General features: G+C 69.7%; 25 protein-coding genes. 17 read left to right on the top strand and 8 right to left on the bottom strand.

What is annotated here, in order from left to right; all coding sequences use genetic code 11:
- Nucleotides 1–236 precede the first annotated feature (236 nt).
- Genes OHB21_RS25290 through OHB21_RS25300 form a run of 3 tightly spaced genes read left to right on the top strand, consistent with a single transcriptional unit; the run spans nucleotide 237 to nucleotide 2,836 of the window.
- Nucleotides 237–1,097, top strand: coding sequence for an ABC transporter substrate-binding protein (locus OHB21_RS25290; RefSeq protein ID WP_228791500.1), 861 nt, complete (start codon nucleotides 237–239; stop codon nucleotides 1,095–1,097).
- Nucleotides 1,098–1,100: 3 nt separating this feature from the next.
- The gene (locus OHB21_RS25295; protein WP_067506874.1) at nucleotides 1,101–2,054 is read left to right on the top strand and encodes an amino acid ABC transporter permease; all 954 of its coding nucleotides are present in this window, start codon (nucleotides 1,101–1,103) and stop codon (nucleotides 2,052–2,054) included.
- Between the two features lie 29 nt (nucleotides 2,055–2,083).
- Nucleotides 2,084–2,836, top strand: a complete 753-nt coding sequence (locus tag OHB21_RS25300) for an amino acid ABC transporter ATP-binding protein (protein WP_170160778.1) — start codon at nucleotides 2,084–2,086, stop codon at nucleotides 2,834–2,836.
- Nucleotides 2,837–2,929: 93 nt separating this feature from the next.
- On the opposite strand, the gene OHB21_RS25305 is transcribed toward OHB21_RS25300, so the two are convergent.
- Both OHB21_RS25305 and OHB21_RS25310 read right to left on the bottom strand, forming a co-directional pair.
- Nucleotides 2,930–3,559, bottom strand: coding sequence for a hypothetical protein (locus OHB21_RS25305; RefSeq protein ID WP_324192140.1), 630 nt, complete (start codon nucleotides 3,557–3,559; stop codon nucleotides 2,930–2,932).
- Nucleotides 3,560–3,783: 224 nt separating this feature from the next.
- Nucleotides 3,784–4,698, bottom strand: a complete 915-nt coding sequence (locus OHB21_RS25310) for a LysR family transcriptional regulator (protein WP_067506866.1) — start codon at nucleotides 4,696–4,698, stop codon at nucleotides 3,784–3,786.
- A 71-nt stretch (nucleotides 4,699–4,769) separates the two neighbouring features.
- On the opposite strand from OHB21_RS25310, the gene OHB21_RS25315 reads away from it, so the two are divergent.
- The 3 genes from OHB21_RS25315 to OHB21_RS25325 are packed head-to-tail and all read left to right on the top strand — an operon-like array spanning nucleotide 4,770 to nucleotide 7,228.
- Complete coding sequence (locus OHB21_RS25315) at nucleotides 4,770–6,140, top strand: FAD-binding oxidoreductase (RefSeq protein ID WP_067506864.1); 1,371 nt, start codon at nucleotides 4,770–4,772, stop codon at nucleotides 6,138–6,140.
- Between the two features lie 34 nt (nucleotides 6,141–6,174).
- The gene (locus OHB21_RS25320) at nucleotides 6,175–7,059 is read left to right on the top strand and encodes an SPFH domain-containing protein (protein ID WP_067506862.1); all 885 of its coding nucleotides are present in this window, start codon (nucleotides 6,175–6,177) and stop codon (nucleotides 7,057–7,059) included.
- 10 nt (nucleotides 7,060–7,069) lie between these two features.
- Nucleotides 7,070–7,228, top strand: a complete 159-nt coding sequence (locus OHB21_RS25325) for a toxin-antitoxin system HicB family antitoxin (protein WP_113975194.1) — start codon at nucleotides 7,070–7,072, stop codon at nucleotides 7,226–7,228.
- 57 nt (nucleotides 7,229–7,285) lie between these two features.
- Here OHB21_RS25325 and OHB21_RS25330 read toward each other — a convergent pair whose 3' ends face one another.
- Nucleotides 7,286–8,182: an SDR family NAD(P)-dependent oxidoreductase gene (locus tag OHB21_RS25330; protein WP_067506859.1), complete on the bottom strand. Its 897-nt coding sequence runs from the start codon at nucleotides 8,180–8,182 to the stop codon at nucleotides 7,286–7,288.
- A 43-nt stretch (nucleotides 8,183–8,225) separates the two neighbouring features.
- Here OHB21_RS25330 and OHB21_RS25335 point away from each other — a divergent pair, with 43 nt between their 5' ends.
- Nucleotides 8,226–8,819, top strand: a complete 594-nt coding sequence (locus OHB21_RS25335) for a TetR/AcrR family transcriptional regulator (RefSeq protein WP_067506856.1) — start codon at nucleotides 8,226–8,228, stop codon at nucleotides 8,817–8,819.
- Here OHB21_RS25335 and OHB21_RS25340 read toward each other — a convergent pair.
- Complete coding sequence (locus tag OHB21_RS25340) at nucleotides 8,816–9,670, bottom strand: class I SAM-dependent methyltransferase (RefSeq protein WP_067506852.1); 855 nt, start codon at nucleotides 9,668–9,670, stop codon at nucleotides 8,816–8,818. The genes OHB21_RS25335 and OHB21_RS25340 overlap by 4 nt on opposite strands.
- A gap of 332 nt (nucleotides 9,671–10,002) precedes the next feature.
- Between OHB21_RS25340 and rpsA the strand changes: the two genes are divergently transcribed.
- From rpsA to OHB21_RS25360, 4 genes are all read left to right on the top strand, one after another.
- On the top strand, nucleotides 10,003–11,472 hold the full coding sequence (gene rpsA / locus OHB21_RS25345) for a 30S ribosomal protein S1 (protein WP_067506850.1): 1,470 nt from the start codon (nucleotides 10,003–10,005) through the stop codon (nucleotides 11,470–11,472).
- A gap of 102 nt (nucleotides 11,473–11,574) precedes the next feature.
- The gene (locus tag OHB21_RS25350) at nucleotides 11,575–11,808 is read left to right on the top strand and encodes a hypothetical protein (RefSeq protein ID WP_147265855.1); all 234 of its coding nucleotides are present in this window, start codon (nucleotides 11,575–11,577) and stop codon (nucleotides 11,806–11,808) included.
- A gap of 162 nt (nucleotides 11,809–11,970) precedes the next feature.
- Entirely contained in the window at nucleotides 11,971–12,669 is a 699-nt protein-coding gene (locus OHB21_RS25355; RefSeq protein WP_067506847.1) for a TetR/AcrR family transcriptional regulator, read from the top strand.
- Nucleotides 12,666–13,298 carry a TetR/AcrR family transcriptional regulator gene (locus OHB21_RS25360; RefSeq protein ID WP_195125854.1) on the top strand — a complete coding sequence of 211 codons (633 nt, stop codon included), beginning with the start codon at nucleotides 12,666–12,668 and terminating at the stop codon, nucleotides 13,296–13,298. Before OHB21_RS25355 ends, OHB21_RS25360 begins: the two co-directional genes overlap by 4 nt.
- Here OHB21_RS25360 and OHB21_RS25365 read toward each other — a convergent pair.
- Nucleotides 13,288–15,504 (bottom strand): MMPL family transporter, encoded by a 2,217-nt coding sequence (locus OHB21_RS25365; protein ID WP_195125855.1) that lies wholly within the window; start codon nucleotides 15,502–15,504, stop codon nucleotides 13,288–13,290. The genes OHB21_RS25360 and OHB21_RS25365 overlap by 11 nt on opposite strands.
- Nucleotides 15,505–16,000: 496 nt before the next feature.
- On the opposite strand from OHB21_RS25365, the gene OHB21_RS25370 reads away from it, so the two are divergent.
- Nucleotides 16,001–17,395, top strand: coding sequence for an SPFH domain-containing protein (locus OHB21_RS25370; RefSeq protein ID WP_195125856.1), 1,395 nt, complete (start codon nucleotides 16,001–16,003; stop codon nucleotides 17,393–17,395).
- A 77-nt stretch (nucleotides 17,396–17,472) separates the two neighbouring features.
- Nucleotides 17,473–17,916: a MarR family winged helix-turn-helix transcriptional regulator gene (locus tag OHB21_RS25375; RefSeq protein WP_067506772.1), complete on the top strand. Its 444-nt coding sequence runs from the start codon at nucleotides 17,473–17,475 to the stop codon at nucleotides 17,914–17,916.
- A gap of 57 nt (nucleotides 17,917–17,973) precedes the next feature.
- Here the strand turns inward: OHB21_RS25375 and OHB21_RS25380 are convergent, their stop codons facing one another.
- Nucleotides 17,974–18,186, bottom strand: a complete 213-nt coding sequence (locus OHB21_RS25380; protein ID WP_147265856.1) for a hypothetical protein — start codon at nucleotides 18,184–18,186, stop codon at nucleotides 17,974–17,976.
- Between the two features lie 363 nt (nucleotides 18,187–18,549).
- On the opposite strand from OHB21_RS25380, the gene coaE reads away from it, so the two are divergent.
- A complete protein-coding gene (coaE, locus tag OHB21_RS25385; RefSeq protein ID WP_067506769.1) occupies nucleotides 18,550–19,740 on the top strand; it encodes a dephospho-CoA kinase in 1,191 nt (396 codons plus the stop codon).
- A gap of 616 nt (nucleotides 19,741–20,356) precedes the next feature.
- Nucleotides 20,357–20,791, top strand: a complete 435-nt coding sequence (locus OHB21_RS25390; protein WP_228791446.1) for a hypothetical protein — start codon at nucleotides 20,357–20,359, stop codon at nucleotides 20,789–20,791.
- Between the two features lie 75 nt (nucleotides 20,792–20,866).
- On the opposite strand, the gene OHB21_RS25395 is transcribed toward OHB21_RS25390, so the two are convergent.
- A complete protein-coding gene (locus tag OHB21_RS25395) occupies nucleotides 20,867–21,391 on the bottom strand; it encodes a DUF402 domain-containing protein (protein ID WP_067506765.1) in 525 nt (174 codons plus the stop codon).
- Between the two features lie 271 nt (nucleotides 21,392–21,662).
- On the opposite strand from OHB21_RS25395, the gene uvrB reads away from it, so the two are divergent.
- Nucleotides 21,663–23,834, top strand: coding sequence for an excinuclease ABC subunit UvrB (uvrB, locus tag OHB21_RS25400; protein WP_067506837.1), 2,172 nt, complete (start codon nucleotides 21,663–21,665; stop codon nucleotides 23,832–23,834).
- Between the two features lie 23 nt (nucleotides 23,835–23,857).
- Here the strand turns inward: uvrB and OHB21_RS25405 are convergent, their stop codons facing one another.
- Nucleotides 23,858–24,328, bottom strand: a complete 471-nt coding sequence (locus tag OHB21_RS25405) for a VOC family protein (protein ID WP_067506763.1) — start codon at nucleotides 24,326–24,328, stop codon at nucleotides 23,858–23,860.
- Nucleotides 24,329–24,393: 65 nt separating this feature from the next.
- Between OHB21_RS25405 and OHB21_RS25410 the strand changes: the two genes are divergently transcribed.
- Nucleotides 24,394–25,260, top strand: a complete 867-nt coding sequence (locus tag OHB21_RS25410; protein ID WP_067506761.1) for an AraC family transcriptional regulator — start codon at nucleotides 24,394–24,396, stop codon at nucleotides 25,258–25,260.
- Nucleotides 25,261–25,534: the final 274 nt, after the last annotated feature.

The raw sequence follows: 25,534 nt of genomic DNA on the forward strand, positions 1-25,534 counted from the left end.
AACGTGACCAGCGAATATACCCACCCCCCGTGTGCTAGGGTGTCGCGCCGGTGGTCGGGTTGCTGTGCGCGGTGGCGGGATTACGGATCGGATTAATCTTCGGTTACTGTCCAGCGCCGGGTGGCGTGGTCGCTTAGATTGCCAAACGGGTGGTGACACCCGGGTTTCCCTTATCCGAAATGTGGAGGGCTGCTGTGTCTGTTCGATCCGTGCTTGGCAGGCGTGCCCTGCAGGCGATGTGTGCGCTCGCCGGTGGCGCACTCGTCCTGACGGGGTGTACCAATACCGAGGAAACCGGGACGGAAGCGGAGAAGGTTCAGGTCGACAAGGTCGACACCATCGCCGCGCAGTTGCCGGACAAGATCGCGCAGGCCGGCAAGCTGGTGGTCGGCGTGAATGTGCCCTACCAGCCGAACGAGTACAAGGATGCGAGCGGCAAGATCGTCGGGTTCGACGTGGACCTGATGGACGCCGTGGCCGATGTCCTCGGTATCGAGGCCGAGTACGTCGAGTCGGCGTTCGAGAAGATCATCCCCGCCGTGCAGGCCGGGACCTACGACGTGGGCATGTCGTCGATCACCGACACCAAGGAGCGCGAGGAGCAGGTCGACTTCACCACCTACTTCAGCGCCGGTATCCAGTGGGCGCAGCCGGTCGGCAAGCCGATCGACCCGAACGACGCCTGCGGCAAGAAGGTCGCCGTCCAGGCCACCACCATCGAGCACACCGACGAGGTGCCCGCCAAGAGCGCCGAATGCGTCGCGCAGGGCAAGCCGCCGATCGACATCAAGGCGTTCGAGGAGCAGTCCGCCGCCACCAACGCGCTGGTGCTCGGCCAGGTGGACGCCATGTCCGCCGACTCCCCGGTGACCGCCTACGCCATCAAGCAGAGCGACGGCAAGATCGAGCCCGCAGGCCCGGTCTTCGATTCCGCCCCCTACGGCTGGGCCGTCGCCAAGGGCAGCCCGCTGTCCGCCGCCCTGCAGGCCGCGGTGAACCACCTCATCCAGAACGGCCAGTACCGCGAGATCACCGAGGCGTGGGGCGTGCAGGAAGGTGGCATCACCGAATCCGTCATCAACGGAGCCGTGAGCTGACACATGCCCGATCTGGAGAAGTCCGCCGCGCCCGGTGATCCCGGGCGCGGCGCCGCGCCGAGCGAGCCGGAACCCATCAAGGCGGTCCCGCTGCGCAAACCGGGCCGCTGGATCGCGGCGGCCGCCATCCTCGTCCTGCTGGGCCTGTTCATCTACGGCGCCGCCACCAACCCGGCCTACCAGTGGGACACCTACGCCCGCTACCTGTTCGACAGCCGCATCCTGTCCGGCGCGGTGGTCACCCTCGAGCTGACCGTGCTCGCCATGGCGATCGCCATCGCGCTGGGCACGGTGCTGGCGGTGATGCGCCTGTCGCCGAACCCGGTGCTGCGCGCCACCGCGTGGGTGTATCTGTGGATCTTCCGCGGCACACCGGTGTTCGTGCAGTTGGTGTTCTGGGGACTGTTCCCGTCGATCTACCGGCAGATCCAGCTGGGCGTGCCGTTCGGACCCCAGTTCTTCGAACTCGACGTGCAGGGTTTGCAGGCGGCGTTCACGTTCGCCGTGATCGGCCTGGGCCTCAACGAGGCCGCGTACATGGCCGAAATCGTGCGCGCCGGCATCAATTCCGTGGGTGAGGGGCAGCGGGAGGCGTCGGTCGCGCTGGGCATGTCCTGGTCGCAGACCATGCGCCGCACCGTGCTGCCGCAGGCCATGCGGGTGATCATCCCGCCCACCGGCAACGAGCTGATCGGCATGCTGAAGACCACGTCGCTGGTGACGGCGATCCCGCTGAGCACCGACCTCTACGGCCGCGCCCGCGACATCTACGGCGTGAACTTCCAGCCGATCCCGCTGCTGCTGGTCACCGCCACCTGGTACCTGGCCATCACCAGCGTGCTCATGGTGGGCCAGTACTACCTGGAGCGGCACTACTCGCGCGGCGTCTCCCGCCAGCTCACCGCGAAACAGTTGCAGGAGCTGGCCGACGCGCAGAGTGTGGTGAAGGCGAAATGACCGTGGCGAAGGACGAAGCCGCGCCGCCGATGATCGTCGCGGACCGGGTATGCAAGAACTTCGGTGCGCTGCAAGTGCTCAAGGGCATCTCGCTGGAGGTGGCGCGCGGGGAGGTGCTGTGCCTGATCGGCCCGTCCGGGTCGGGCAAGTCGACATTCCTGCGCTGCATCAACCACCTCGAGCAGGTCAACGCGGGCCGGCTCTACGTGGACGGCGACCTGGTCGGCTACCGCCAGAAGGGCGACAAGCTCTACGAGCTGCACCCGCGCGACGCGGCCAAACAGCGCCGCGACATCGGCATGGTGTTCCAGCACTTCAACCTGTTCCCGCACCGCACGGCGCTGGAGAACATCATCGAGGCGCCCACCCAGGTGAAGAAGGTGCGCAAGGCCGACGCGGTCGCGCGCGCCAAGGAACTGCTCGACCGGGTAGGCATGGGCGACAAGGCGAACGCCTATCCGGCGCAGCTGTCCGGCGGGCAGCAGCAGCGGGTGGCGATCGCGCGGGCGCTGGCCATGGACCCCAAGCTGATGCTGTTCGACGAGCCCACCTCGGCGCTGGACCCCGAACTCGTCGGCGAGGTGCTGGCGGTCATGCGGGAGCTGGCGGGCACCGGCATGACGATGGTCGTGGTGACCCACGAGATGGGTTTCGCGCGCGAGGTGGCCGACCAGCTGGTGTTCATGGACGGCGGCGTCGTCGTGGAGGCGGGTGTCCCGCGCGAGGTGCTGGCGGACCCGAAACACGAACGCACGAAAGCGTTCCTGTCGCGACTGCTCTGAGCGCGCAGGCGAAGGCCGGGCGACCCGAGGGGTGCCCGGCCTTCGTTCTGGGGTGGGTGACGGTCGCGCCGTCACCGGAACTGTCGCCGTCGATCACGGGCCGGGGATGAAGAAGAAACCGACCGTCGCACCGATGGCCGCACCGACAGCGCAGCCGACGAACGCGCCGACGATGAAGAACCAAATGCCGATCGCGGCGCCGATGACGCAGCCGATACCGGCGGCCACACCGATGGTGACGGGTCCGCCCGCCTCGTGCACGCCGGGCATATCCTGCGACATCACGGCCGCGGGGCTGGGCCCACCGACCGGGGTGAGGGTCAGGACGGTGCCGGAGGCGTCGATCCTGGGCGCTACCGCGTGTGCGTCGATGCGCAGCGGGATGGCGCCGATGAAGGTGCCGTCTTCGGCGACGACCGCGACCGCGTCGGGTGCGGGCACGAACTTGCCGGAGGCGAGCGTCACTTCCATGCTCGAGTGGTCCGCCGCGAAGCTGGTGGTGTAGGCGACGGGGCCGTCCTGGCCGCTGAAGCCCGCGAGCGTCCCTTGGCCGTGGCCGGTGGCCGCGGCGATGCCGGTGGCGGCTACCGCTATGAAGGCGGCCGCTACCAATTTCCTGATGAACATTGCACTTCCAATCCTTGCCGAATTCCATGACGTTCCCCCGACGAACGGCACCGGATAAGAATTATGATGCTCCTCGGGAATGGTGGATGTCCACACCGATGGGAGGGAATTCTGCAATACCGACCGGAGGTTGGTTGAAGCCCCCAACCAGGGGATGGAGAGTGCGCTGACAAGTGTACTGAACAGTGTCTTTGCTGGTGAATCGGGCCGCATATTTCGTGAAAACGATACCGGTTGTTTCCGCCGGGCGCGACATTTCCGGTAAGTGGAGTTCGTTACTCCGCAGTATATTCGGAGAGGGGTTGTTCTGGTCTTTTGATCTATTGTTCCGAGTCGCTCGATCCGTTTCCGAGGGCGAGCCGCAATTGCCCGAGAAGGACCTTCGTGGCGGGCGCCGGTGTGCGGTCGGTGCGCCACACCAGCGCGAGCCTGCCGCGCAGCGCCGGCCGCTCGATGGGCACCACCCGCACGCCGTGCGCGGCCGCCTCCGAACCGGTGAGGCCGGGCACCACGGCGACGCCGAGGCCGTGGGCGGCCAGCCGCAGCAGCAGCGGGGGCGCGGCCGCCTCGAACGCCACCTGAGGCTCGAAACCGGCGGCGGCACAGGCGAGTTCGAGCACGCCGCGCACCCCGGAGCCGCGCGGCAGGCAGATCAGCGGGCGATCGCGCAACTCGGCGAGCGCGACGGAATCACCGAGCTCGGGGTCGCCCGCGGCGACGGCGGCGACGACCGGCGTGTCCAGGACGATCTGCGCGCCCAGCCCGGCGCCGGACTCCGCGCCGGTCAGGCCGACGACCGCGATGTCGAGCTCGCCGCGATCGAGCGCGGCCAGCATCCGTTCGGACGTGTCCTCGACGAGGCTGATCGCGACGGCGGGATGGTCGGTGTGGAAGGCGGCGAGCACGGCGGCCACGTCGAACTCCTCGCCGGCCGCACCGGAGATCAGGCCGACGCGCACGTGGCCGCGCAGCAGTCCGGTGAACTCGGCGACCACGCCCGCGACGCGGTCGGTGGCGGCCAGCGCCGCCCACGCGTGCGGCAGCACCGCCGCGCCGACCTCGGTGAGCGTCACCGTCCGGCCGCCGCGATCGAGCAGCGGCTGGCCGAGTTCGCGTTCGAGCTGCCGGATCTGGGCGCTCAACCCCGGCTGGGCCAGGTGCAGGCGGGCGGCGGCGCGGGTGAAGTTCCCCTCCTCCGCGACGGTGACGAAGTAGCGCAGCTGCCGCAGTTCCATAACCAATGATTCTAGATCCGAGAAAAACTATCTGTTGTACTTCTGGCTTCGGCGCGGGAATCGTCGAAGCCATGACGAACGAACTTCCCGCATTCGACGGCCCGGTGTTCCGTCCGGGCGACCCCGGCTACGACGACGAGATCGCCGGATTCCAGACCGCTTACACCCACCGCCCCGACGTCGTGGTCGGCGCGCGGCGCACCGAGGACGTGCGCGCCGCCGTGGAATACGCCGCGCGTCGAGGGCTTCCGGTGGCCGTGCAGGCGACGGGGCACGGACTGTCGGTGGCGGCCGACGGCGGCGTGCTCATCAGCACCGCGCGGATGGACGCCATCGCCATCGACCCCGACGCGCGCACCGCGCGAATCGGTGCGGGCGTGCGGGCGGGCGCGTTGGTGGCCGCGGCCGCCGAGTACGGATTGGCTCCGCTGAACGGTTCCTCCCCCTCGGTGGGCTTCGTCGGTTACACGCTGGGCGGCGGAATCGGCTTGCTCGCAAGGAAATTCGGATACGCCGCCGACCATGTGCGGGAACTCGAGATGGTCACAGCGGATGGCCGGGTGCGCACGCTGCGCCCCGGTGACGTGCTGTTCGGCGCGGCGCTCGGCGGCGGCGGCAACTTCGGCGTGGTGACCGCGTTGACGACCGGACTCGTCCCGGTCCGCGCGGTCTATGGAGGGCAACTCGTATTCGACGCGTCCCGGGCCGCGGCCGCGCTGGAAGCGTGGCGGCACTGGACCCGGACGGTGCCCGACGAGGTGACCTCCACCGTCGCGATGCTGACCTACCCCGACATCCCGCAACTCCCGCCCGCGCTGCGCGGCCGCTTCGCACTGTCGATCCGCGTCGCGTTCCTCGGGTCGGCGCAGGAGGGCGACCGGCTCGTCGCACCCCTGCGCGCGGTGGGGGACGGCGTGCGCGACGACCTACGCGAGATGCCTTACACCGAGACGCACACGATCCACGCCGACCCGCCCGACCCGCACGCCTACTCGGCCACCAACGCGCTGCTCGACGACCTGAGCGAGGACGCGATCGCGGCGCTGTGGCGGGTGGCCGGACCCGAGGGCGCGGTGCCCGCCGTGCTCGACATCCGGCATCTCGGCGGTGCGCTCGGTGCGCCCGGGTCGGCGGGCAGTGCCGTGGACCATCGCGACGCGGCGTATGTGGTGCGCGCGATCACCATGGCCGCACCCGGTGACGACACCGCACCCGAGGGGCACGCCCTGATCCGGGAAGCGTTGGCGCCGTGGACGATCGGGCACAGTCTCGCGTTCCTCTACGGCGCGGGCGCGTCGGCCGGCGAGGCGCAGACCCGAGCCGGATACCGCGCCGCGACTTACGCCCGGTTGGCGGCGCTGAAGGCGGAATGCGACCCGCGCAATGTCTTCCGCTGCAATCGCAATGTCGCGCCCCTGGCCGGGGCCCGGAGCGTGTGCTAGCGTAGTGATATCACTCTGATACCGGGAGGATGTCATGCAACTCAGGCCCGCTCGTCACGTCAACGGCTTTCTCGTCCTGTTGGCCTGGCTGGTGCTCACCCTGTTCTTCGGCGCGGTCGCCGCGCTCGGATTCGTCGCCATGGCCAGGGACGGCAACGTCTCCGCGCTGATCGCGGCGATCGCGGCGACGGTGATCGTCGTCGTGCTTGCCCTGCTGGCGACGGGCCTGATCATCGTGAATCCCAACGAGGCCAAGGTCATCCAGTTCTTCGGCCGCTACATCGGCTCGGTGAGCGAACCGGGATTCTTCTCGGTCGTGCCGCTCACCGACCGCAAGAGCATCTCGCTGCGGGTGCGCAACTTCGAAACGCAGAAGCTCAAGGTCAACGACGCCGACGGCAACCCGGTGGAGATCGCCGCCGTCGTCGTCTACCGGGTGGTCGACAGCTTCAAGGCCGCCTTCGCCGTGGACGACTACGAGGAGTACGTGGAGACCCAGTCCGAGGCCGCGGTCCGGCACCTGGCCACCACGCACCCCTACGACGCGCACGACAAAGGCCGCACCAGCCTGCGCGACGGCGCCGAAGTGGCCGAGGAACTCACCGTCGAGCTGCGTGACCGCACGGAGACGGCGGGTATCGAGGTGATCGAGGCCAGGATCACCCACCTCGCCTACTCGCCGGAGATCGCCCAGGCCATGCTGGTGCGCCAGCAGGCGGCGCAGGTGGTGGCCGCGCGCGAGCAGATCGTGGACGGCGCGATCGGCATGGTCGGGCACGCGCTGGACCGGCTCGCCGAACAGGGCATGGTGGAACTCGACGAGGAACGCCGGGCCGCGATGGTGTCGAACCTGCTGGTGGTGTTGTGCAGCGACCGAGCCACCCAGCCCGTCGTGAACACCGGCACGCTCTACCACTGAGCCGCTGATCATGGTCGAACGCAAGAAGCTGCTGCTGCGCCTCGACCCGGCCGTGCACGAGGCCATGGCGCGGTGGGCCGCCGACGATCTGCGCAGCATCAACGCGCAGATCGAGTACGCCCTCCGCCAGGCGCTCGAACAGGCGGGCCGAAAGCCGACGAAGGACTGACCGCGTCGAAACCCCTGGGCCGCATCACTTTCGAGTGGTGCGGCCCTTTCGATGTCCTCAGCGCGCGAGTTCGGCGACCAGCGCGACGCTGTCCTCGTAGAGCGCGCGCTGGGTGTCGCGGTCGTAGGACGCCGTCGAGGAAGGGCGCTCGGCGCGGCCGACGAAGTGGCGGCCGGTGGTGCCGGCAAGGGCCGGATCGGTCACCAGCCGGGCGAGGTCCGCGCCCGAGCGCGCGGGAGTGCGGACGCCGGGGAGTGCGACCAGCGCGCGGGCGACGGTGCGCCACAGGGCGCGCGTGATCGGGCTCGCGTCCCTGGCCAAGCCGGTGCCGGGCATCAGGCCGGGGTCGAACGCGTTGACCGTCACGCCCTCGTCGGCCAGGCGGCGCGCCAGTTCGTAGGTGGTCAGCAGGTTGGCCAGTTTCGAGGTGCTGTAGCGGCGGCGGCCGTCGACGTGCGCGGGCTCGGTCGGGGCGGGCGGCCGGGCCAGGTCGCGGGCCGACACCGGCAGCGGGTGCGGCATTCCGGTGAACCGGCCGGGATCGTGCGTTCCCGAGGTGACGAATACGACGCGGGCCGGCGCCACCAGGTCGGGCAGCAACGCCTGGACGAGCGCGAAGTGCCCGAGGTGATTCACTCCGAACGTGGCCTCCACGCCGTCGGCCGTGTGGACGCGGCGCGTGAACTGCACGCCCGCGTTGCACACGAGCGCGCGCAGCGGTGGGAGGTCCGCTGTGCGCAGGGCGGTGGCGAACTCCGCGATCGAGGCGAGTGAACCCAGGTCGAGTGGCAGTCCGCGCACGCCGATCGCGGTCGCCTCCCGTGCGACGTGCTCCGGATCGCGGCCGGTGATCACGACCGTCCATCCGGGGTCGGCGGCCAAGGCGGTGGCGCAGGCGCGGCCGAGACCGCTTGTGCCGCCGACGATCACGACAGTTCTGGCATCAGGTGTCATATGGCATAGTCTGCCATTTTATGCCATGCGTGACAATGCTGGCATGTCGACGGCACCCCTGTCCCTGCGGGACCGCAAGAAGCAGCGCACGCGCCGGGCGATCGCGGACGCGGCGCTGCGGTTGTTCGCCGAGCGCGGCTACGACGCGGTGACCGTCGCCGACGTCGCCGCCGCGGCCGAGGTCGGCACCCGCACGCTGCACCGGTACTACAGCGCCAAAGAGGAACTGCTCTTCGCCGAGGACGACGAGCTGCGCGCCGAACTCGCCGAGTTGCTGGCCGCGCGCCCGCGCGACGAGACCGTGGAGGCCACGCTCGGCGCGGTCGTCGGCCCGCTGACCGCCCGGTTCGCCGACCACCTCGACGCCCTGCGCGTGCGCGACGCGATCATCGCCGCCCATCCCGCGCTGCGGGCCCGCGACCTGGCCAAGCGCGCCGCGATCGAGGAACTGCTGGCCGCGCACCTCGCGAGCCGGACCGGCGGGGACCGGCGCGATGTGGGCGCGCGGCTGTGGGCGAAGGTCGGCCTGGCCGTGTTCTTCGCGGGCTATGAGACCTGGCTGGAGCGAGGCGGGGACCTCGCCGCGCGGGTGCTCGAGGCCCGCACGGCGTTGCTGGACGGGTTGGCGGCGGGTTAACCGGCCGGCTTCTCCGTGACGAAGATGGCGGTGCCGGGGAAGATCTCGCCGCGCAGCGGGCTCCACTGGCCCCACTCGCGGTCGAGCCATTCCGGCCAGTCGGGTTCGACGATGTCGAGCAGCGTGAGGCCGGCCGCGACGATCTCGCGGACCCGGTCGCCGATCGTGCGATGGTGCTCGACGTAGGTCGGCACGCCGTCGGCGTCCACCTCTACATAAGGGGAACGGTCGAAGTAGGAGTTGGTCGCGACCAACCCTTCGGGGCCCGGGTCGTCGAGGAAGATCCAGCGCATCGGGTGATTGACCGAGAAGACCCAGCGCCCGCCCGGCCGCAGCACGCGCGCCACCTCCCGCATGACCAGCGCCGAATCCGCGACGAACGGCACCCCGCCGAACGCCGAGCAGGCCAGGTCGAACGAGGCGTCGGCGAAGGGCAGCGACTCCGCGCCCGCCTGCACCAGCGGCACCCGCGGCCCGCCCGCCGCCATCGCGGCGCGACCGCGCTCGAGCATGGCCCGCGACAGATCCAGCCCGACCGGGTGCGCGCCCTGCCCGGCGAGCCAGCGCGCGCACGGCGCCGATCCGCAACCCACCTCGAGAATCCGCTTGCCCGCCAGGTCCTCGCCGAGCAGACGCATATCGCCCTCGTGCAGTCCCTCCGGGCACCAGATGAACTCGCCCTCGGGGGAGTCGACGCCGAGGAAGTCGGCGTGGGTCTGGTGGTACTGGTCCGCGTCGGCGTCCCACCAGCGACGGCTGGCCGACTCGCTGGCCGCCGAATCCACCCGTACGCGGGCCGGACGGGAGGCGCCCAGCACTTCATATGCCTGCGCGTGACGATCTTCGGACACGGCCGAGAGCTTATCGGCGGCGCGGGTGCGCGGGTCCTCCGGCGTGGCGCGCGAATCCCCCGGCGTGGCGTGCGGACCGGTTTGCCCGCGCGGACCAAGGTCGCGTACGCTGAACGCGCGAGTGTCTGCTGTGCCACGTCACGCCGTGCCGAAGTATCGATCTACCGACGTTCAGCGTACTGAAACAACAAGGCGCCCGTGCTGGGTTTCACCGGCAGGCGAGTGCGGTACGTTCCTATGTGTCCGTCGTCGCATCGTCGCGGTGATCTCGCAGCGTACCGAAAGTTCCAATGTCCGCAACCGACCACAATCCGTCCGGAGCAAACCGACACATGCCCACCACCGTCACCTCGCCGCAGGTAGCCGTCAACGACATCGGCTCCGCCGAGGACTTCCTCGCCGCCATCGACGCCACGATCAAGTACTTCAACGACGGCGACATCGTCGAAGGAACCATCGTCAAGGTCGACCGCGACGAGGTCCTGCTCGACATCGGTTACAAGACCGAAGGCGTCATCCCCTCTCGCGAACTCTCCATCAAACACGATGTCGACCCGAACGAGGTCGTTTCCGTGGGTGATGAGGTCGAGGCCCTCGTTCTCACCAAGGAGGACAAGGAAGGCCGCCTGATCCTGTCGAAGAAGCGGGCGCAGTACGAGCGTGCGTGGGGCACCATCGAGGAGCTCAAGGAGAAGGACGAGGCCGTCAAGGGCACCGTCATCGAGGTCGTCAAGGGCGGCCTGATCCTCGACATCGGCCTGCGCGGCTTCCTGCCCGCCTCGCTCGTCGAGATGCGCCGCGTCCGCGATCTCCAGCCCTACGTGGGCAAGGAGATCGAGGCCAAGATCATCGAGCTGGACAAGAACCGCAATAACGTGGTCCTGTCCCGCCGCGCCTGGCTCGAGCAGACCCAGTCCGAGGTCCGCAGCGAGTTCCTGCACCAGCTGCAGAAGGGCCAGGTCCGCAAGGGTGTGGTCTCCTCCATCGTCAACTTCGGCGCATTCGTCGATCTCGGCGGTGTCGACGGCCTGGTGCACGTCTCCGAGCTGTCCTGGAAGCACATCGACCACCCGTCCGAGGTCGTCGAGGTGGGCAACGAGGTCACCGTCGAGGTCCTCGACGTCGACCTGGACCGCGAGCGCGTGTCGCTGTCGCTCAAGGCCACCCAGGAAGACCCGTGGCGCCAGTTCGCCCGCACCCACGCGATCGGCCAGATCGTGCCGGGCAAGGTCACCAAGCTCGTTCCGTTCGGCGCGTTCGTCCGCGTCGAGGAGGGCATCGAGGGCCTGGTGCACATCTCCGAGCTGGCCGAGCGCCACGTCGAGGTGCCGGACCAGGTCGTGGCCGTCGGCGACGACGCGATGGTCAAGGTCATCGACATCGACCTGGAGCGTCGCCGGATCTCGCTGTCGCTGAAGCAGGCCAACGAGGACTACCACGCCGAGTTCGACCCGTCGAAGTACGGCATGGCCGACAGCTACGACGAGCAGGGCAACTACATCTTCCCCGAGGGCTTCGACCCCGAGACCAACGAATGGCTCGAGGGCTACGACAAGCAGCGCGAGGAGTGGGAGAACCGCTACGCCGAGGCGGAGCGTCGCCACAAGATGCACACCGCGCAGATGGAGAAGATGGCGGCCGACGCCGCGGCCGAGGCCGCGAACGGCGGCGGCGCGTCGAACTACTCCTCCGAGAGCGGCGCGCAGACCAGCTCCTCCTCCCAGGCCGAGCCCGCCGGCGGGTCGCTCGCGAGCGACGCCCAGCTGGCCGCCCTGCGGGAGAAGCTCTCCGGCAACGCCTGATTCGGGCAAAGCATCACCGAAGGCCCCGGTCCCACGCGGACCGGGGCCTTCGGGCTTTCTCGGGTAGGGTGCTCCGGGGATCGAGTGAAGGGGAGGGTCGTCGTGAACTACGCGGGTCCGCAGTGGGGAGCGCAACCGGGATACCCGCCGGGGGCGTATCCACAGCAGCCGGGTTATCCGGGCGCGCCACGGATGCCGGGCGGTGCACCGTATCCGCCGCGGCGGGGGTCGACGGGAAAGACATTGGCGCTCATCGTGATTCCGCTGGTGTTGGTGCTGCTCGCCGGGGTGGGCGTGGTCGCCGCGGTGCTGGCCGCGCCATTCGGACGCGGCTGATCCGTCACGATCCGCGCGCCCGGCCCGTGAAGCTCGGTCCGCAGCGATGAGCCTGCCGACGACGCCGACCACTCCGAGTTCATCTCTGAACCCAGTGCATAAACTACACGCCGTTCAGTAACTGCACCGGTGGTAGTAGTCGCACACTGTAGAGTGTCAAGGGTGGTCGAAGTGAAGAACCGCAGGGAGCGGTTGCGCGCCGAGGCGACGCGCGAGATCAAGGACATCGGCCTGCGCCTGCTGGCCGAGGGCGGGCCGGACGCCATCACACTGCGCGCCATCGCCCGCGAGATGGGCATGACGGCCGGGGCGCTCTACGGCTACTTCGCCACCCGCGACGACCTGATCACCACCCTCATCGCCGACGTCTACGCCGGCCTGGTGGACCGGCTGGAGGCCGCACGCGACGCGGTGCCCGAAGCAGATCCCGCCGGGCGCATCGTGGCGTGGGGTGAACAGGTGCGGGTGTGGGCGGTCGCGCACCCGGCCGAGTTCCGGTTGATCTATGGCGATCCGGTGCCGGGCTACCATCCGCCGCCGGGCGGGCCCGCGCGCGAGGCCGAACTGCGCGCGTGCGAAGGTCTGGTGGGACTCGCGGCCGCCGCGTGGCCCACGGCCGCCGCCACGCAGACCCTCGGCGACCCGCGGTGGACCGATTTCGACGAGAGCTTGGCCGAGCACGTGCGCGAGGCCTTTCCCGGCCTGCCCCCGGCCGGGCTGGCGCTGGCGTTGCGCATGTGGGGACGGATGCACGGACTGGTCGCACTGGAGGTGTACGGACACTTGACGCCGCAATCGCAGGATCCGGCGAAGCTTTTCCGCGCGGAGATGCTCGACCTGGTCCGGGGGATGGGACTGTGACGACCGTGCACCGTCAGATGCCGGCGACGCTGTGGGAGCGCCGCAAGATCGAGGCGATGAGCCGCATCCAGCGGGTGGCGCTGGACTTGTTCGAGGAGCACGGCTATCGCGAGGTCACGGTGGAGCGGGTGGCCGCCGCCGCGGAGGTGTCGCCCAGCTCGATCTACCGCTACTTCGGCACCAAGGAAATGCTCGTCCTCTACGACGAATCCGATCCTCGGGTGCTCGAGGTGCTGCGCACCACCGGTGACGGCGAAGTCCTTCCCGTCGACGAGATGATCGCGCTCGCCAAGCCTCTCGTGGCCCCGATGCTGGCCGCGCTGCTCACCCCCGACGCCGAGCGTCGCATCGCGCGCCGCCTGCGGCTGATGCGCGCCTTCCCGGAGGTGAAGGACGGGCAGGCCAAGCAGATGCGCGAACTCGAAGAGCAGTTCCGCGCGCTGTTCGCCGAACGCAGCGGGCGCGAGGCCAACGATCTCCAGGTCCGGATGATCGCCTCGATCGTCGTGTGGGGCGGCGTCTCGGCGCTGGAGCATTGGGCCGCAAAGGATTTCGACGGCCGGCTCAGCGATGTCTACGCCGAGGCGGTGGCTTCGATCATCCGGGCGATCGAAGCCGTCATCGGCTGACGGCGGGTGTGCGCAGGGTGGGCAGCCACCAGTTCCAGCGGCCGAACAGTCGCATGAACGCGGGTACCAGCACCATGCGCACCACCACCGCGTCGATGGTGATGGCCACCGCCAGCGCGAACCCGATCTGCTTGAGCTCCAGCACATCCGCGGTGACGAAGCTGGCGAACACCGCCACCATGATCGCGGCCGCCGCGGTGATGGGGCGGGCGGTGCGCTGCATGCCCTCGGCGACGGCGGCGGTGTTGTCGGGCTCGCGGTCCCACGCCTCCTTCATGCGGCGGATGAGGAACACCTCGTAGTCCATCGACAGCCCGAACAGCACCGCGAACACCAGCATCGGGAGGAATACCTGCACGAAACCCGTGCTCTGGAACCCGAGGACGGATTCGCCGATGCCGTTCTGGAACACCGCGACCGTGATGCCCAGGGCCGCGCCGGTGGCCAGCAGGTTCAGCGCGATCGCCTTGACCGCGAGCACGATACTGCGGAACGCGACGATCAGGAAGGCCAGCGACACCGCGAGCACCAGCGCGATGAGCAGCGGGAACCGTTCGGTGATGCGGTCGGACACGTCGGCGAACACCGCGGGCGTGCCGCCCAGGAGGATCTCGGCGCCCTCGACTTCGGTGGCGCGCGAACGGATGTCGTCGACCAGCTGCGAGACCGACGGCGAGTCGAACGATTCGGTGGGCACGACCGTGAGCATCCAGCGGCCCGCCGACGGCAGCGAGATGACGGTCTCGACGCGCGGGTGGTCGGACAGTTCCCGGGTGAACGCCTGGACGTGCGGCTGGGCTTCGGCGGTGAGGGCCGTGTCGCCGGGACCCGTCGCGACGACGGTGATCGGGGCGAGCAACCCGGGCCCGAATTCCTCGCGTACGAGTTCGGTCGCCTGGCCGCTGGGGCGCTCCGCCAGCGCCCCGATGCCCATATCGATGCCGTACTTGATCCCCGTGAGCGGCAGCGCGGCCGCGGCGAGCAGCGCGACGCCGAGCGTGCCGAACAGGACCGGCTTGCCCATCACGGTGCGCGTCCAGCGGGCCCAGGAACTGGCGGCCGCCGCCGACTGGGTGAGGGCCGGGCGCAGGCGGGCGGGCAGCGCGCCCTTGTGCACGGCGGGGCCGAACATCGCGAGCAGCGCGGGCAGCAGCGTGACGGCGGCGGCGAGCGTCCCGCTGACGGCGGTGATCACGCCGATCGCGATGCCGTTGAGCATCGTCAGGCCCACCACCGCCAGTGAACTCAGCGAGATCATGATGATCAGGCCCGACGCGAGCACGGTGCGGCCGGTGGTGTCGAGGGCCAGGCCCACGGCGCGGTCGATCTGCGCGCGGTCGGCGCGGTTCCGCACGCCGAGCGCGGCCATCTCCTCGGCGAACCGGCTGACGATGAACATGGCGTAGTCGATGGCCGTGCCGGTCGCGATCATGACCGCGACCGAGAGCGTCAGCGTGTCGAACGCCAGGAACGTCGACAGTCCGAACAGCGCGCCGATCGCTGCCGCGATACCGGCGGCGGTGACCGTGATGGGCAGGGTGGCCGCGGCGACCGCGCCGAGCGCGAGCACCAGCACGACGGCCGCGACGGGCAGGCCGATGGCTTCGGCGCGGCTCATATCGGCGGTCTCGGTGGCCATCAGATCGGCCTGGATGGGGCCGTAACCGGTGACGGCCAGGGTGATATCGCCGCCGGAGAGCGCGGTGACGGCGGACTGTAGTTCGGTCGCGGTCGCGACCCGCGCGGCGATATCGCCCTCGAGGCCGAGCAGGGCGAGCGCGGTGTGCCGGTCCTCGGAGATCTGGCGGGCGGCGTCGCCCTGGAACGGGCCGAGGGTGGCGACCACGCCCGGGGTCGCGCGGGCGGCGTCGAGGGCGCGGTCCACCGCCGCGCGGAACTCCGGCGCGTCGGCGGTGTGGGTCGGGGAGTGGACCACGATCACGTCCTGCTCGACGCCGTACTGCGAGAAGTGTTGCGCCACAAGCTGATCGGCTTGGTCGGAGACCGATCCGGGCACCGCGTAATCGGGTGCGCCGAGCCGGTCGTGCAGCAGGGGATAGGCCGCGCCGCCGAGCACCACCAGCAGCAACCACACCGCGACGACGATCCGCCGGTGCCGCGCCATCATCTGGCCCCACCGACCGAGGGCGCCGAGAGGGTGCGGCTCCGACCGCGTCGGTTCTTCGATCAAGGTCGGCTGCGACATGATTCCCCTCCGGTAAGGCATTTCTGATAGTGACTATCAGGTCATTGGTCAGAGTATGTGTGTCGAGTAACAACAGGCAAGAGCGTGGGCGTTGTGACGGGCAGCACTTGATGCCAGGTGGGGCATCACCGCACGTGGGGTCCGTGGCGCGAGGCGGGCGGGGGTCCTCGGTGGTGAGGAAGTCGAGATGACCGCCTGCCGGTCCATCGGATCGGGTGGGTTCGGAGTCGGCGAGCGCCGGATGTTCGCCGGGCATGCATGGTCAGTGCCGGAGGGCGCTCGGGTGCGCAGAGCCGAACCGGTCGTCGGGATCGCGGCCTGTCGGCTCGCGCACGGTCCGCGCGCGGAGGGAGCGTGGGGTGACGGTCGGGATCGCGACCGGGGGTCGGGCACGGTCCGCGCGCGGGTGGAGCGTGGTAGCGAAACCGTATGGACCACGGGTTGCCCGGCCGTGAAATCTGTTGGGAGCGCGTAGGTTTGCCGGTAGTGTGCGCTCATGGGGAATCCGGGTAAGAACACCTATCTCGACCAGGTCGTCGCGCAGCAGTCGGCGTTGGAGGACGACTTGCGGGCGCGTCGGTCGCCGAGCGGCACGTCGGTGGCGGTCGCGGCGCCGGCGGCGGCTCCCACGCCCGCCGGTGCGCCGCCGCCGCGACCGCGGGGCGCGCTGGGCAAGCGCGCCGAGCGGATCGGGGCGGGGCCCGTCGAGGTACGGGTGACGGGATACTGGCGCCGGCGCACGGTCCTGGTGCCGCCCAACGCTTTCGTGGTGCACACCCGGCGCGGCCGCAAGGAGCCGCTGCACATCGGGCTCGGCGTCTCGTTCCGCTACAACCCGTCCACCGACGCGTACCTGGTGGTGCCGGGTGCGATGCAGACCATCCTGATCAACGCCTACTGCATCTGCCGCGAACTGCAAGGCGTGCTGGTCCAGGGCTACGTGCAGTGGATCATCGAGGATTTCGCCACCGCCTACCGCAAACTCGACTTCTCCGACGCCGAGGAGCCCATGCGGCTGGTCAATATCCAGCTGCGCGAACAGGCCGAGGCCGCCATCAAGGACAAGGTGTCCACGATGGGCGTGCGCGATGTGCTCAGCGACAAACAGCCCATCATCGAGGAGCTCACGGCGCGGCTGCGCGAGGTCGCCGAGGGCAGCGCGGAGGGCGACCGCGGGCTCGGGCTGCGCATCGTCACCGTGCAGATCAAGGAGGCCGTGGTCAGCTCCGGCACACTGTGGGAGAACCTCCAGAAGCCCTACCGCACCGAACAGAACCAGCTCGCCCGGCTCGCGGAACTGCAAGCGCAGGAAGTCATTTCGGCGCGCGAGACGCAGGCGCACCGGGCCGCCGAGGAACGCCGCATCGAGAACGAACGGGAACTGGCCGAGCTGCGTGCCCGGCACGAGTCCGCGCGCTTCGACCGCGAGACCGCCGAACGGATGCGACGCACCACCCGCGAACACGACGACGAACGCGCCGTCGCCGAACTCGCCAACCAGACCGCGCTGCACGCCCTGCGCCTGGAACGCGAGAAGCACGCCGAGCAGGTCGAGAACCTGCGGTTGCGCGAGGAACTGCGCAGGCTCGAACTCGACGCCGAACTGGCGCTCGACGAGGCGCGGCAGCGTTCCGAGCACGAGGGCAAGATGCTGGCGCTGGACCGCGCCCGGCGCCGCGTCGACAACGACAACGCGCAGAACGAGGCCAATGTGCGGGCGGCGCTGGTGGCGAATCTGCCGGAGATCGTGTCCAAGCTGCCCGCGCCCGCGGAACTGAAGACCTACCAGCTGGGTGGTGACCTGTCCGGCCTCGGCGCGCTGCTGGCGCAGTTCACGGCGCTGCTGGAATCGTGGTCGGAGCCCGGGAAGGGCGAAGAACGCGCCGGCTGAGCGGGGCGGGGGTGACGGCCACCAGGTTGATTGCGCACAATGGAATGGGTGGTTACCGTCGAGTAGGAGGTGGTGTCGTGTCGGGGCTCGAGGAACTGCAGCTCGACAACCAGGTGTGCTTCGCGCTGTACGCCGCCTCGCGCGCCCTCACGCGGCTCTATCGTCCGTTGCTGGACGACTTGGGCCTCACCTATCCGCAGTACTTGGTGATGCTCGTGCTCTGGGAGCGGGACACGGTGACGGTGAAGGGGCTGGGGGAGGCGCTGGACCTCGACTCCGGCACGCTCTCCCCGTTATTGAAGCGCCTCGAATCGACCGGATTGATCACCCGCGTGCGGTCCTCGGAGGACGAGAGGTCGGTCATCGTGCAGCTCACCGAGGACGGTGTGGCGTTGCGCGACCGGGCCCAGCACGTGCCGAGGCGGCTGGCCGAGGCCACCGGCCTCGAGCGGGACGAGCTGGCCGATCTGCGGGCGCGGTTGCGCGGACTGGCCGACACGGTCGGCGGCGCCCGCCACTGAGCCGGGACGCACGAGAATGGCCCAGCCGGGGCGGCTGGGCCACTGCGTGCGGACAGCTCAGTTGGCGGCTGCCGGTACCCACGAGGTCGCGGCCACGGCGGACCGTTTGCGCATGGCCGCGAAGCTGTGCCGGGCCGGACTGATCAGCGCGGTGAACCACGAGCGGCGGTGCTCGGCGAGCGCGGCCGCGACGGCGGGGATCTCGATGCAGTGCACACCGCCCGCCATACCCAGGCGGTGGCGACCCGTCTGGTTGATTCTGGTGCCCAATGGTGTTCCTTTGCTTGCTGGTTCTGGCCTCGCCACGGCGAAGATTAGCCGAACGAAAGTGCTGTGCCGTGTATTTTGCGGAAGTAATTGCCTCGGCGTGTCGGAAAGTTACCGTGCGCGAGGGGTGCCGCGCCGGAAATGTTGCGAATCGGTCTCGGCCGCGTCACGGATCGGGCAAACAGGGGCAGCGGAGGTGAATTTGCCGGTGCGACTGGGTAATCCGCCCGGTTGTAGCCGTCGCGGTGCAATTCGCGCCGGGCGGCCGGGCGCGGTGGCCCCGGTCGGGGGCGCGCCCGGCCGCCCGGCGAGCGTCGGCCGACGGGTGCGCGGCGGGGGCGCGGCGATGGATGCGAGACTGGGCCGATGTTGCGGATCGGCCTCACGGGAGGCATGGGAGCGGGCAAGTCGACGGTGGCACGTGTTCTCGCCGAATGCGGTGCGGTGCTCATCGACTCGGATGTGATCGCCAGGGAGGTCGTCGCGCCGGGCACCGACGGCCTCGCCGCGCTCGTGGAGGCGTTCGGCCGGGGCATCCTGGCCGCCGACGGCAGCCTGGACCGGCCCGCGCTGGCCGCCGTGGCGTTCGCCGACGACGAGGCCCGCGCCACACTGAATTCCATCACCCATCCGCGCGTCGGAAAACGCACGGCGGAATTGATTTCGGCGGCGCCCGCGGATGCCGTGGTGGTGCAGGATATTCCGCTGCTGGTGGAAAACGGGTTGGCGCCGTTGATGAATCTCACCGTGATCGTCGACGTGCCCGCGGAAACGCGAATTCGGCGGCTCGTGGAATTCCGCGGAGTCGCCGAAGCCGATGCGCGCGCGCGAATTGCCGCGCAGGCCACCGACGAACAGCGGCGCGAGGTGGCCGACGTATTGCTCGACAACAGCGGCGAGCCCGGCGCGGTGGACGCGGCGGTGCGGGAGCTGTGGGAGCGGCGCCTGGTGCCGTTCGAACGCAACCTGCGCTCCGGGACGGTCGCGGCGAGCGGCGGGTACCGGCTGGTGCCGCACGACCCGGAGTGGGAGGCGCAGGCGCGCCGGCTGATCGCGCGGCTGTGGGTGGCGTGCGGGCCCGCCGCGCGCGGCATCGAGCACATCGGTTCCACCGCGGTGCCCGGGTTGCCCGCCAAGGACATGCTCGACATCCAGATCACCGTGGCCGATCTCGACGCCGCCGACGGGGTGCGCGACGCGCTCGGGGCCGCTGGCTTCCCGCTGAAACCGGATGTCACCCACGACAACCCGAAGCCGACCGCGGACGACCCCGACGGCACCGACCGCGCGCTGTGGGCCAAGCGCCTGCACGGCAACGCCGACCCGGGCCGTCCCGCCAACGTGCACATTCGCGTCGACGGCACGCCGGGGCAGCGCTTCGCCCTGGCCTTCCGCGACCGCTTGCGCGCCGACGCCGACCTGCGCGAGGAGTACCTGGCGGTGAAGCGGGACGCCGAGGCGAAGGCGAGCGGACTCACGGGCGAGGCCGCGGGCGACGCGTATTACGCCGTGAAGGAGCCGTGGTTCGACGAGGTATACCGGCGTTTGCTCGGCTGAGAATCCGGTGGCGCGCCGGGGAATTGCGCGCGGCTTGCGCGTAATTCCTTGGCGGCGGCCCGCTCCCGGATGCGCACCGGCGACAGTTGTTTCAGTGGAATGGATTCGGTGCGCGCGGGTGGTCCCGATCACGATCGCGGTCGTGGACGCATGATCAATTCCGCGGGTGTCCGGTGAGTGGCGCGGAATCTGTCGGCGGGTGGAATTCGTCGGCGCGGACGGGGAGTGGCGCGGCCGGTGCGTCGGCCCGGGTCTCGGCTCCTGCGTGCTGTGGCCGCCACTCGCGCGCGCCGCTGCCGAGGTTGCAGAGTGATCCCGCCCGGGGACAGCGGGCCGAAGGCGAGCGCGACACCGCGGACGGCCGCGCGCTCGTCGCCATCTCGGCCCCGGGAGCCCTGCCGGCGTCGTGGCCTGCCCGCCCGGGGGTTGCGCCGCGCTCGCCCGTCTCCGTGTCGCCAGACCGCGTGGTCTGCGATCTCGGCCGCACCGCGCTCCCCATACCCCCTGATCAGCGCCGTGAAACGCGGATATTTCAGAAATTGCCGTGCGGTTGCGTTCGACTGTGTACCGTTGCGCCCACCCACGGTGAAAGTGGGTAGGGAGCACAGGAAGTTCGATGAGCATGACAGCACCACACCGCCCGTTGCGCCGCGCCGGTTTCGGCCTCACCGCCTTCGGCGCGATGACCGCCGTCGCGGTCCTCACCGCACCGCACGCCTCGGCGTGGGTCGGCAACCTCGAGGTGTCCGGCAAGGATCACACCGTGGGTTGCACCTACACGCTGACCGCGTCGGTCGAGGTGGACCGGGTCTCCACGGTGAAGTTCACCGACAACGGCAAGGAGATCCCCGGCAGCCCCGTCGCCCCGTCGCTGCTCAGCAACAAGGTGAGCATCAAGTGGACCCCGTCGACCCCGGGCGCCCACAAGCTCGAGGCCAGGCAGATCCTGATCAGCGACTCGATCACCGTCCAGGTGGCCGAGGGCGCCAGTTCCGGCAGCGCGGGCGGCTGCGGTGGCCTGCTCGGCGGGCTGATCCCCGGGTCGTCGTAGCGGCACCGCGCGCAGTCGAGGGCGATCGCCCGGCGGAACCCCTTGCCGCCGGGCGATCGGCGTGTCAGCGCCAGGTCAGCGCCAGGTCAGCGTCAGGCCCAGCGATTCGGTCCAGCGGTCGAAGGAGTGGCCGTGGGCGGCGATCCCGTCGATGGCCGCGGTGGCGTGCTCGATCGCCGCCTGCGCCTCGGCAGCGCCGAGCAGGCCCTGGGCGTGCGCGGCCAGCAACTCGTCCACGTCGAGCAGTTCGGTCTCGCGTTCGGAGCGCACCACGATGTCGAGGTAATGGTCGATCGAGCGCCAGCGTTTCGGCTCGATCTCGGTGAACTCGCCGATGTCGAGGTAGTAATCCTGATCACGGTGGTGGATCGGGTTGTAGTGGAAGACCGTGGCGCGCAGCGAGAGTTCGGGCAGCAACCAGGACTCCATGTAGTGGAACTGCGGATGATCGGCGGTCCGTGCCATGTACAGGCCCCACGGCTCGACGTGATAGCGCTCGACCTCCCGCACGAAGCCCTTGGGGTCGGTGTTGGTCAGGCTTGCGACATCGAAGTATTCGACTTTGGGCCGGTGGACGTCCGGTGCGGGTGCCTGTGTCATGTCATCAGAATCTACCGTCGCGCCCGCCGCGTCGAGCGGTGCGCGGATCGGATCCCCGCCGCGTGCGCCCGGTAATTGAAAATTGCAATTTCTTGATTTGCCAATTGATAGCTGATGTCGATAGTCTGTGCGCGGCCCAGGCACGCGTGTTCCTCATCGGTATCCGCTCCGCCGCGAGTGGGGCCGGGCGGGAGGGGAGTTCGGCCCCACTCGCCGGGTGTGTCCCGTGGTCACGAGGAATCTGTCGGTGCCCGCGCCTACCCTGGACGACATGGCTTTCGCTACCGAGATGCCCGCTGGTGGGCAGACACCGCTCGCGCACTCCGAGTTCCGCCCCGTCGGCGACGTGGAGCGCGCCGACGGGCAGTTCCGCGTGGTCAGCGAACACGAGCCCGCCGGCGACCAGCCCGCCGCCATTGCCGAACTCGAGCGCCGGATCACCGCGGGCGAGCGCGACGTGGTGCTGCTCGGCGCCACCGGCACCGGCAAATCCGCCACCACCGCCTGGCTCATCGAACGGTTGCAGCGCCCCACGCTGGTGATGGCGCCGAACAAGACGCTGGCCGCGCAGCTGGCCAACGAACTGCGGGAGATGTTGCCGCACAACGCCGTCGAGTACTTCGTCTCGTACTACGACTACTACCAGCCCGAGGCCTACATCGCCCAGACCGACACCTACATCGAGAAGGACAGCTCGATCAACGACGACGTCGAGCGCCTGCGCCACTCGGCCACCTCGAGCCTGCTGTCGCGGCGCGACGTGGTGGTGGTCGCGTCGGTGTCGTGCATCTACGGCCTCGGCACGCCGCAGTCCTACCTGGACCGGTCGGTGCAGCTCGAGGTCGGCACCGAGGTGGATCGCGACGCCCTGCTGCGCCTGCTGGTCGACGTGCAGTACACCCGCAACGACATGGCGTTCACCCGCGGCTCGTTCCGGGTGCGCGGCGACACGGTGGAGATCATCCCGTCCTACGAGGAGCTCGCGGTCCGCATCGAGTTCTTCGGCGACGAGATCGAGGCGCTGTACTACCTGCACCCGCTGACCGGCGACGTGGTGCGCAAGGTCGACATGGTGCGCATCTTCCCGGCCACCCACTACGTGGCGGGCCCGGAGCGCATGGCGCGCGCGGTGGGCGATATCGAGGCCGAACTCGAGGAGCGGCTGGCCGAACTGGAGCGCCAGGGCAAACTGCTCGAGGCGCAGCGGTTGCGCATGCGCACCCAGTACGACCTGGAGATGATCCGCCAGGTCGGCTTCTGCTCCGGCATCGAGAACTACTCGCGCCACATCGACGGCCGCCCGGCGGGCTCGGCGCCCGCGACGCTGCTGGACTATTTCCCCGAGGACTTCCTGCTCGTCATCGACGAGTCGCACGTCACGGTGCCGCAGATCGGCGGCATGTACGAGGGCGATATGTCGCGCAAGCGCAACCTGGTCGAATACGGGTTCCGGCTGCCCTCGGCGGTGGACAACCGCCCGCTCACCTGGGAGGAGTTCGCCGACCGCATCGGGCAAACGGTGTACCTGTCGGCCACGCCCGGCCCGTACGAGCTGGGGCAGACCGGCGGCGAGGTGGTCGAGCAGGTCATCCGCCCGACCGGCCTGGTCGACCCGCAGGTGGTGGTCAAGCCGACCAAGGGGCAGATCGACGATCTGCTGCACGAGATCCGGCAGCGCACCGAGCGCGACGAACGCGTACTCGTCACCACGCTCACCAAGAAGATGGCCGAGGACCTCACCGACTACCTGCTCGGCCTGGGCGTGCGGGTGCGGTACCTGCACTCCGAGATCGACACGCTGCGCCGCGTCGAACTGCTGCGCCAACTGCGGCTGGGCGAGTACGACGTGCTGGTCGGCATCAACCTGCTGCGTGAGGGTCTCGACCTGCCGGAGGTCTCGCTGGTCGCGATCCTGGACGCCGACAAGGAGGGCTTCCTGCGCAGCAGCACCAGCCTCATCCAGACGATCGGCCGCGCGGCGCGCAACGTGTCGGGTGAGGTGCACATGTACGCCGACACCGTCACCGACTCCATGCGTCACGCCATCGAGGAGACCGAGCGCCGCCGCGCCAAGCAGATCGCCTACAACGAGGAGCGCGGCATCGACCCGAAGCCGTTGCGCAAGAAGATCGCAGACATCCTCGACCAGGTGTACCGGGAGGCCGAGGAGACCGAGGTGGAGGTCGGCGGCTCGGGCCGCAACGCCAGCCGCGGCAGGCGCGCCCAGGGCGAGCCGGGCCGCGCGGTGAGCGCGGGCGTGTACGAGGGCCGCGACATCAAGTCGATGCCGCGCGCCGAACTCGCCGACCTGGTCACCGAACTCACCGCGCAGATGATGAACGCGGCCCGCGAACTCCAGTTCGAGCTCGCGGGGCGCCTGCGCGACGAGATCGCCGACCTGAAGAAGGAACTGCGCGGCATGGACGCCGCCGGACTGAAATGAGCGCCGGGGGACCGGCCGGGTGCTCAGCCCTGGCCGGCCATCCACTCGGTGACCCGCCGGTCGGCCTCCTCGCGGGAGACGTCCTCGACGCGGGTCATCACGGCCCAGCGGTGGCCGAACGGGTCGATGATCACGCCGTAGCGGTCACCGGTCACGAAGGTCTGCACCTCTTCGGCCAGTCGCGCCCCGCGTTCCACGGCGCGCTGCACCGCGGCGTCCACGTCGGGGCAGTAGTGCACGATCGAGGTGTGCACCCAGCCGTCCTGCGGCGCGCGAACACCGTTGTCGGGCATCGGCACTCCGAGCTGGAGCGTCGAGTCGCCGAGCTTCAGCTCGGCGTGGGCGGGCTGGCCGTCGGGCAGGTCGAAGCGGCTGATCACCTCCGCGCCGAACACCTCGGCGTAGAACTCGATCGCCTTCGCGGCCTCGGCGACCGCCAGGAAACACGTGATCGAGTGGTAGCCCTCGGGGATCGGATTCACACTTGCTGTCATGGGATCGACTCTCGCAGGATGCCCGCCGCCGATCTTGTAAGAACGCGACAACCGGGGCGGCGCCCGTGACGGCCGACGACCGCACCGCGCGCGAGAGCGACAAGGGCATCCTGCATCCGGGCGAGCAGGCCCGGCACCGCAGCCTGCACCGGCTGGCGCCCGGCCCGGTCGTGGGCGAGTTCGTCGAGTGGTACTGGGTGGTGCGCTGGGATCTGCGCGGGCAACCGCTCTATAGGGCCGAGGTACTGCCGTTCCCGTGCGTCAACGTGAGTTTCGAGAGTTCCGAGCAGCGCACCGGCGGCTTCGTGAACGGCGTCTACACCACCAAGTTCACGCGGGAGCTGACCGGACTGGGCACCACGTTCGGCGTGCGGTTCCGCGCGGGCGGGTTCGGGGCGTTCACCGGCGTGGACGTGGGGTCGCTGCGCGACCGGGCGGTGCCGCTGGGCGAGGTGTTCCCCGACGCGGGTGACCTGGTCGGAGAGGTGCTGTGCGCGGAGTCCGACGAGCGTAAACGCGCGCTGGTGGAGGCGTACCTGGGCGGGCGCATCGGGCGCGCCGAGGACGACACCTATCGCCTGGTGCGGCGCATCGTGTACGCGATGGAGCACGATCGCGCCCTCACCCGCGTCGACCAGGTCACCGAGCGGTTCGGCGTCCCGGTGCGCACGGTGCAGCGCATGTTCCGCCGCTACGTGGGCGCGGGGCCCAAGTGGGTGCTGCGCCGCTACCGATTGCAGGACGGGGCGCAGCTGCTCGCGCGCGGCCGGGTCGCCGATCTCGCCGCGCTCGCCGTGGAGCTCGGCTATTTCGATCAGGCCCATTTCTCGCGCGAGTTCACCGCGGAGATCGGAATGCCGCCGCTGGAGTACGCGCGGCATTCCCTGGCGGCCGCGCGGGATTTGCCGGTGCGCGCCGAGGCGGTGTCCTGAATCCCGCGATAAAGGGGCCGGGCGAATTCCGTTCCCCGCGCCGACTCGGTAAAGCCCGCGGCAACGCGACTGGTCAAGGGCCCAGGAGCCCCGTTCGTCAAGGCCCTGCGACCCTTCGTGTGATGAATATCCCAGGGGCGCAAGAACGTTCGCCTCGCTTGTGAAATATCACAGGAATCGGCGCCGGAATTGGAATCGGCGCAGGTAGTCGTGGCCACGCGCCAATGCGGCCCACCCCGGGCGCGGCGAATGCCCGACATCGCGGAGTGTGATG

Origin of the sequence: Nocardia puris, from assembly GCF_036051655.1 — a bacterium.
GTDB lineage: Bacteria > Actinomycetota > Actinomycetes > Mycobacteriales > Mycobacteriaceae > Nocardia > Nocardia puris.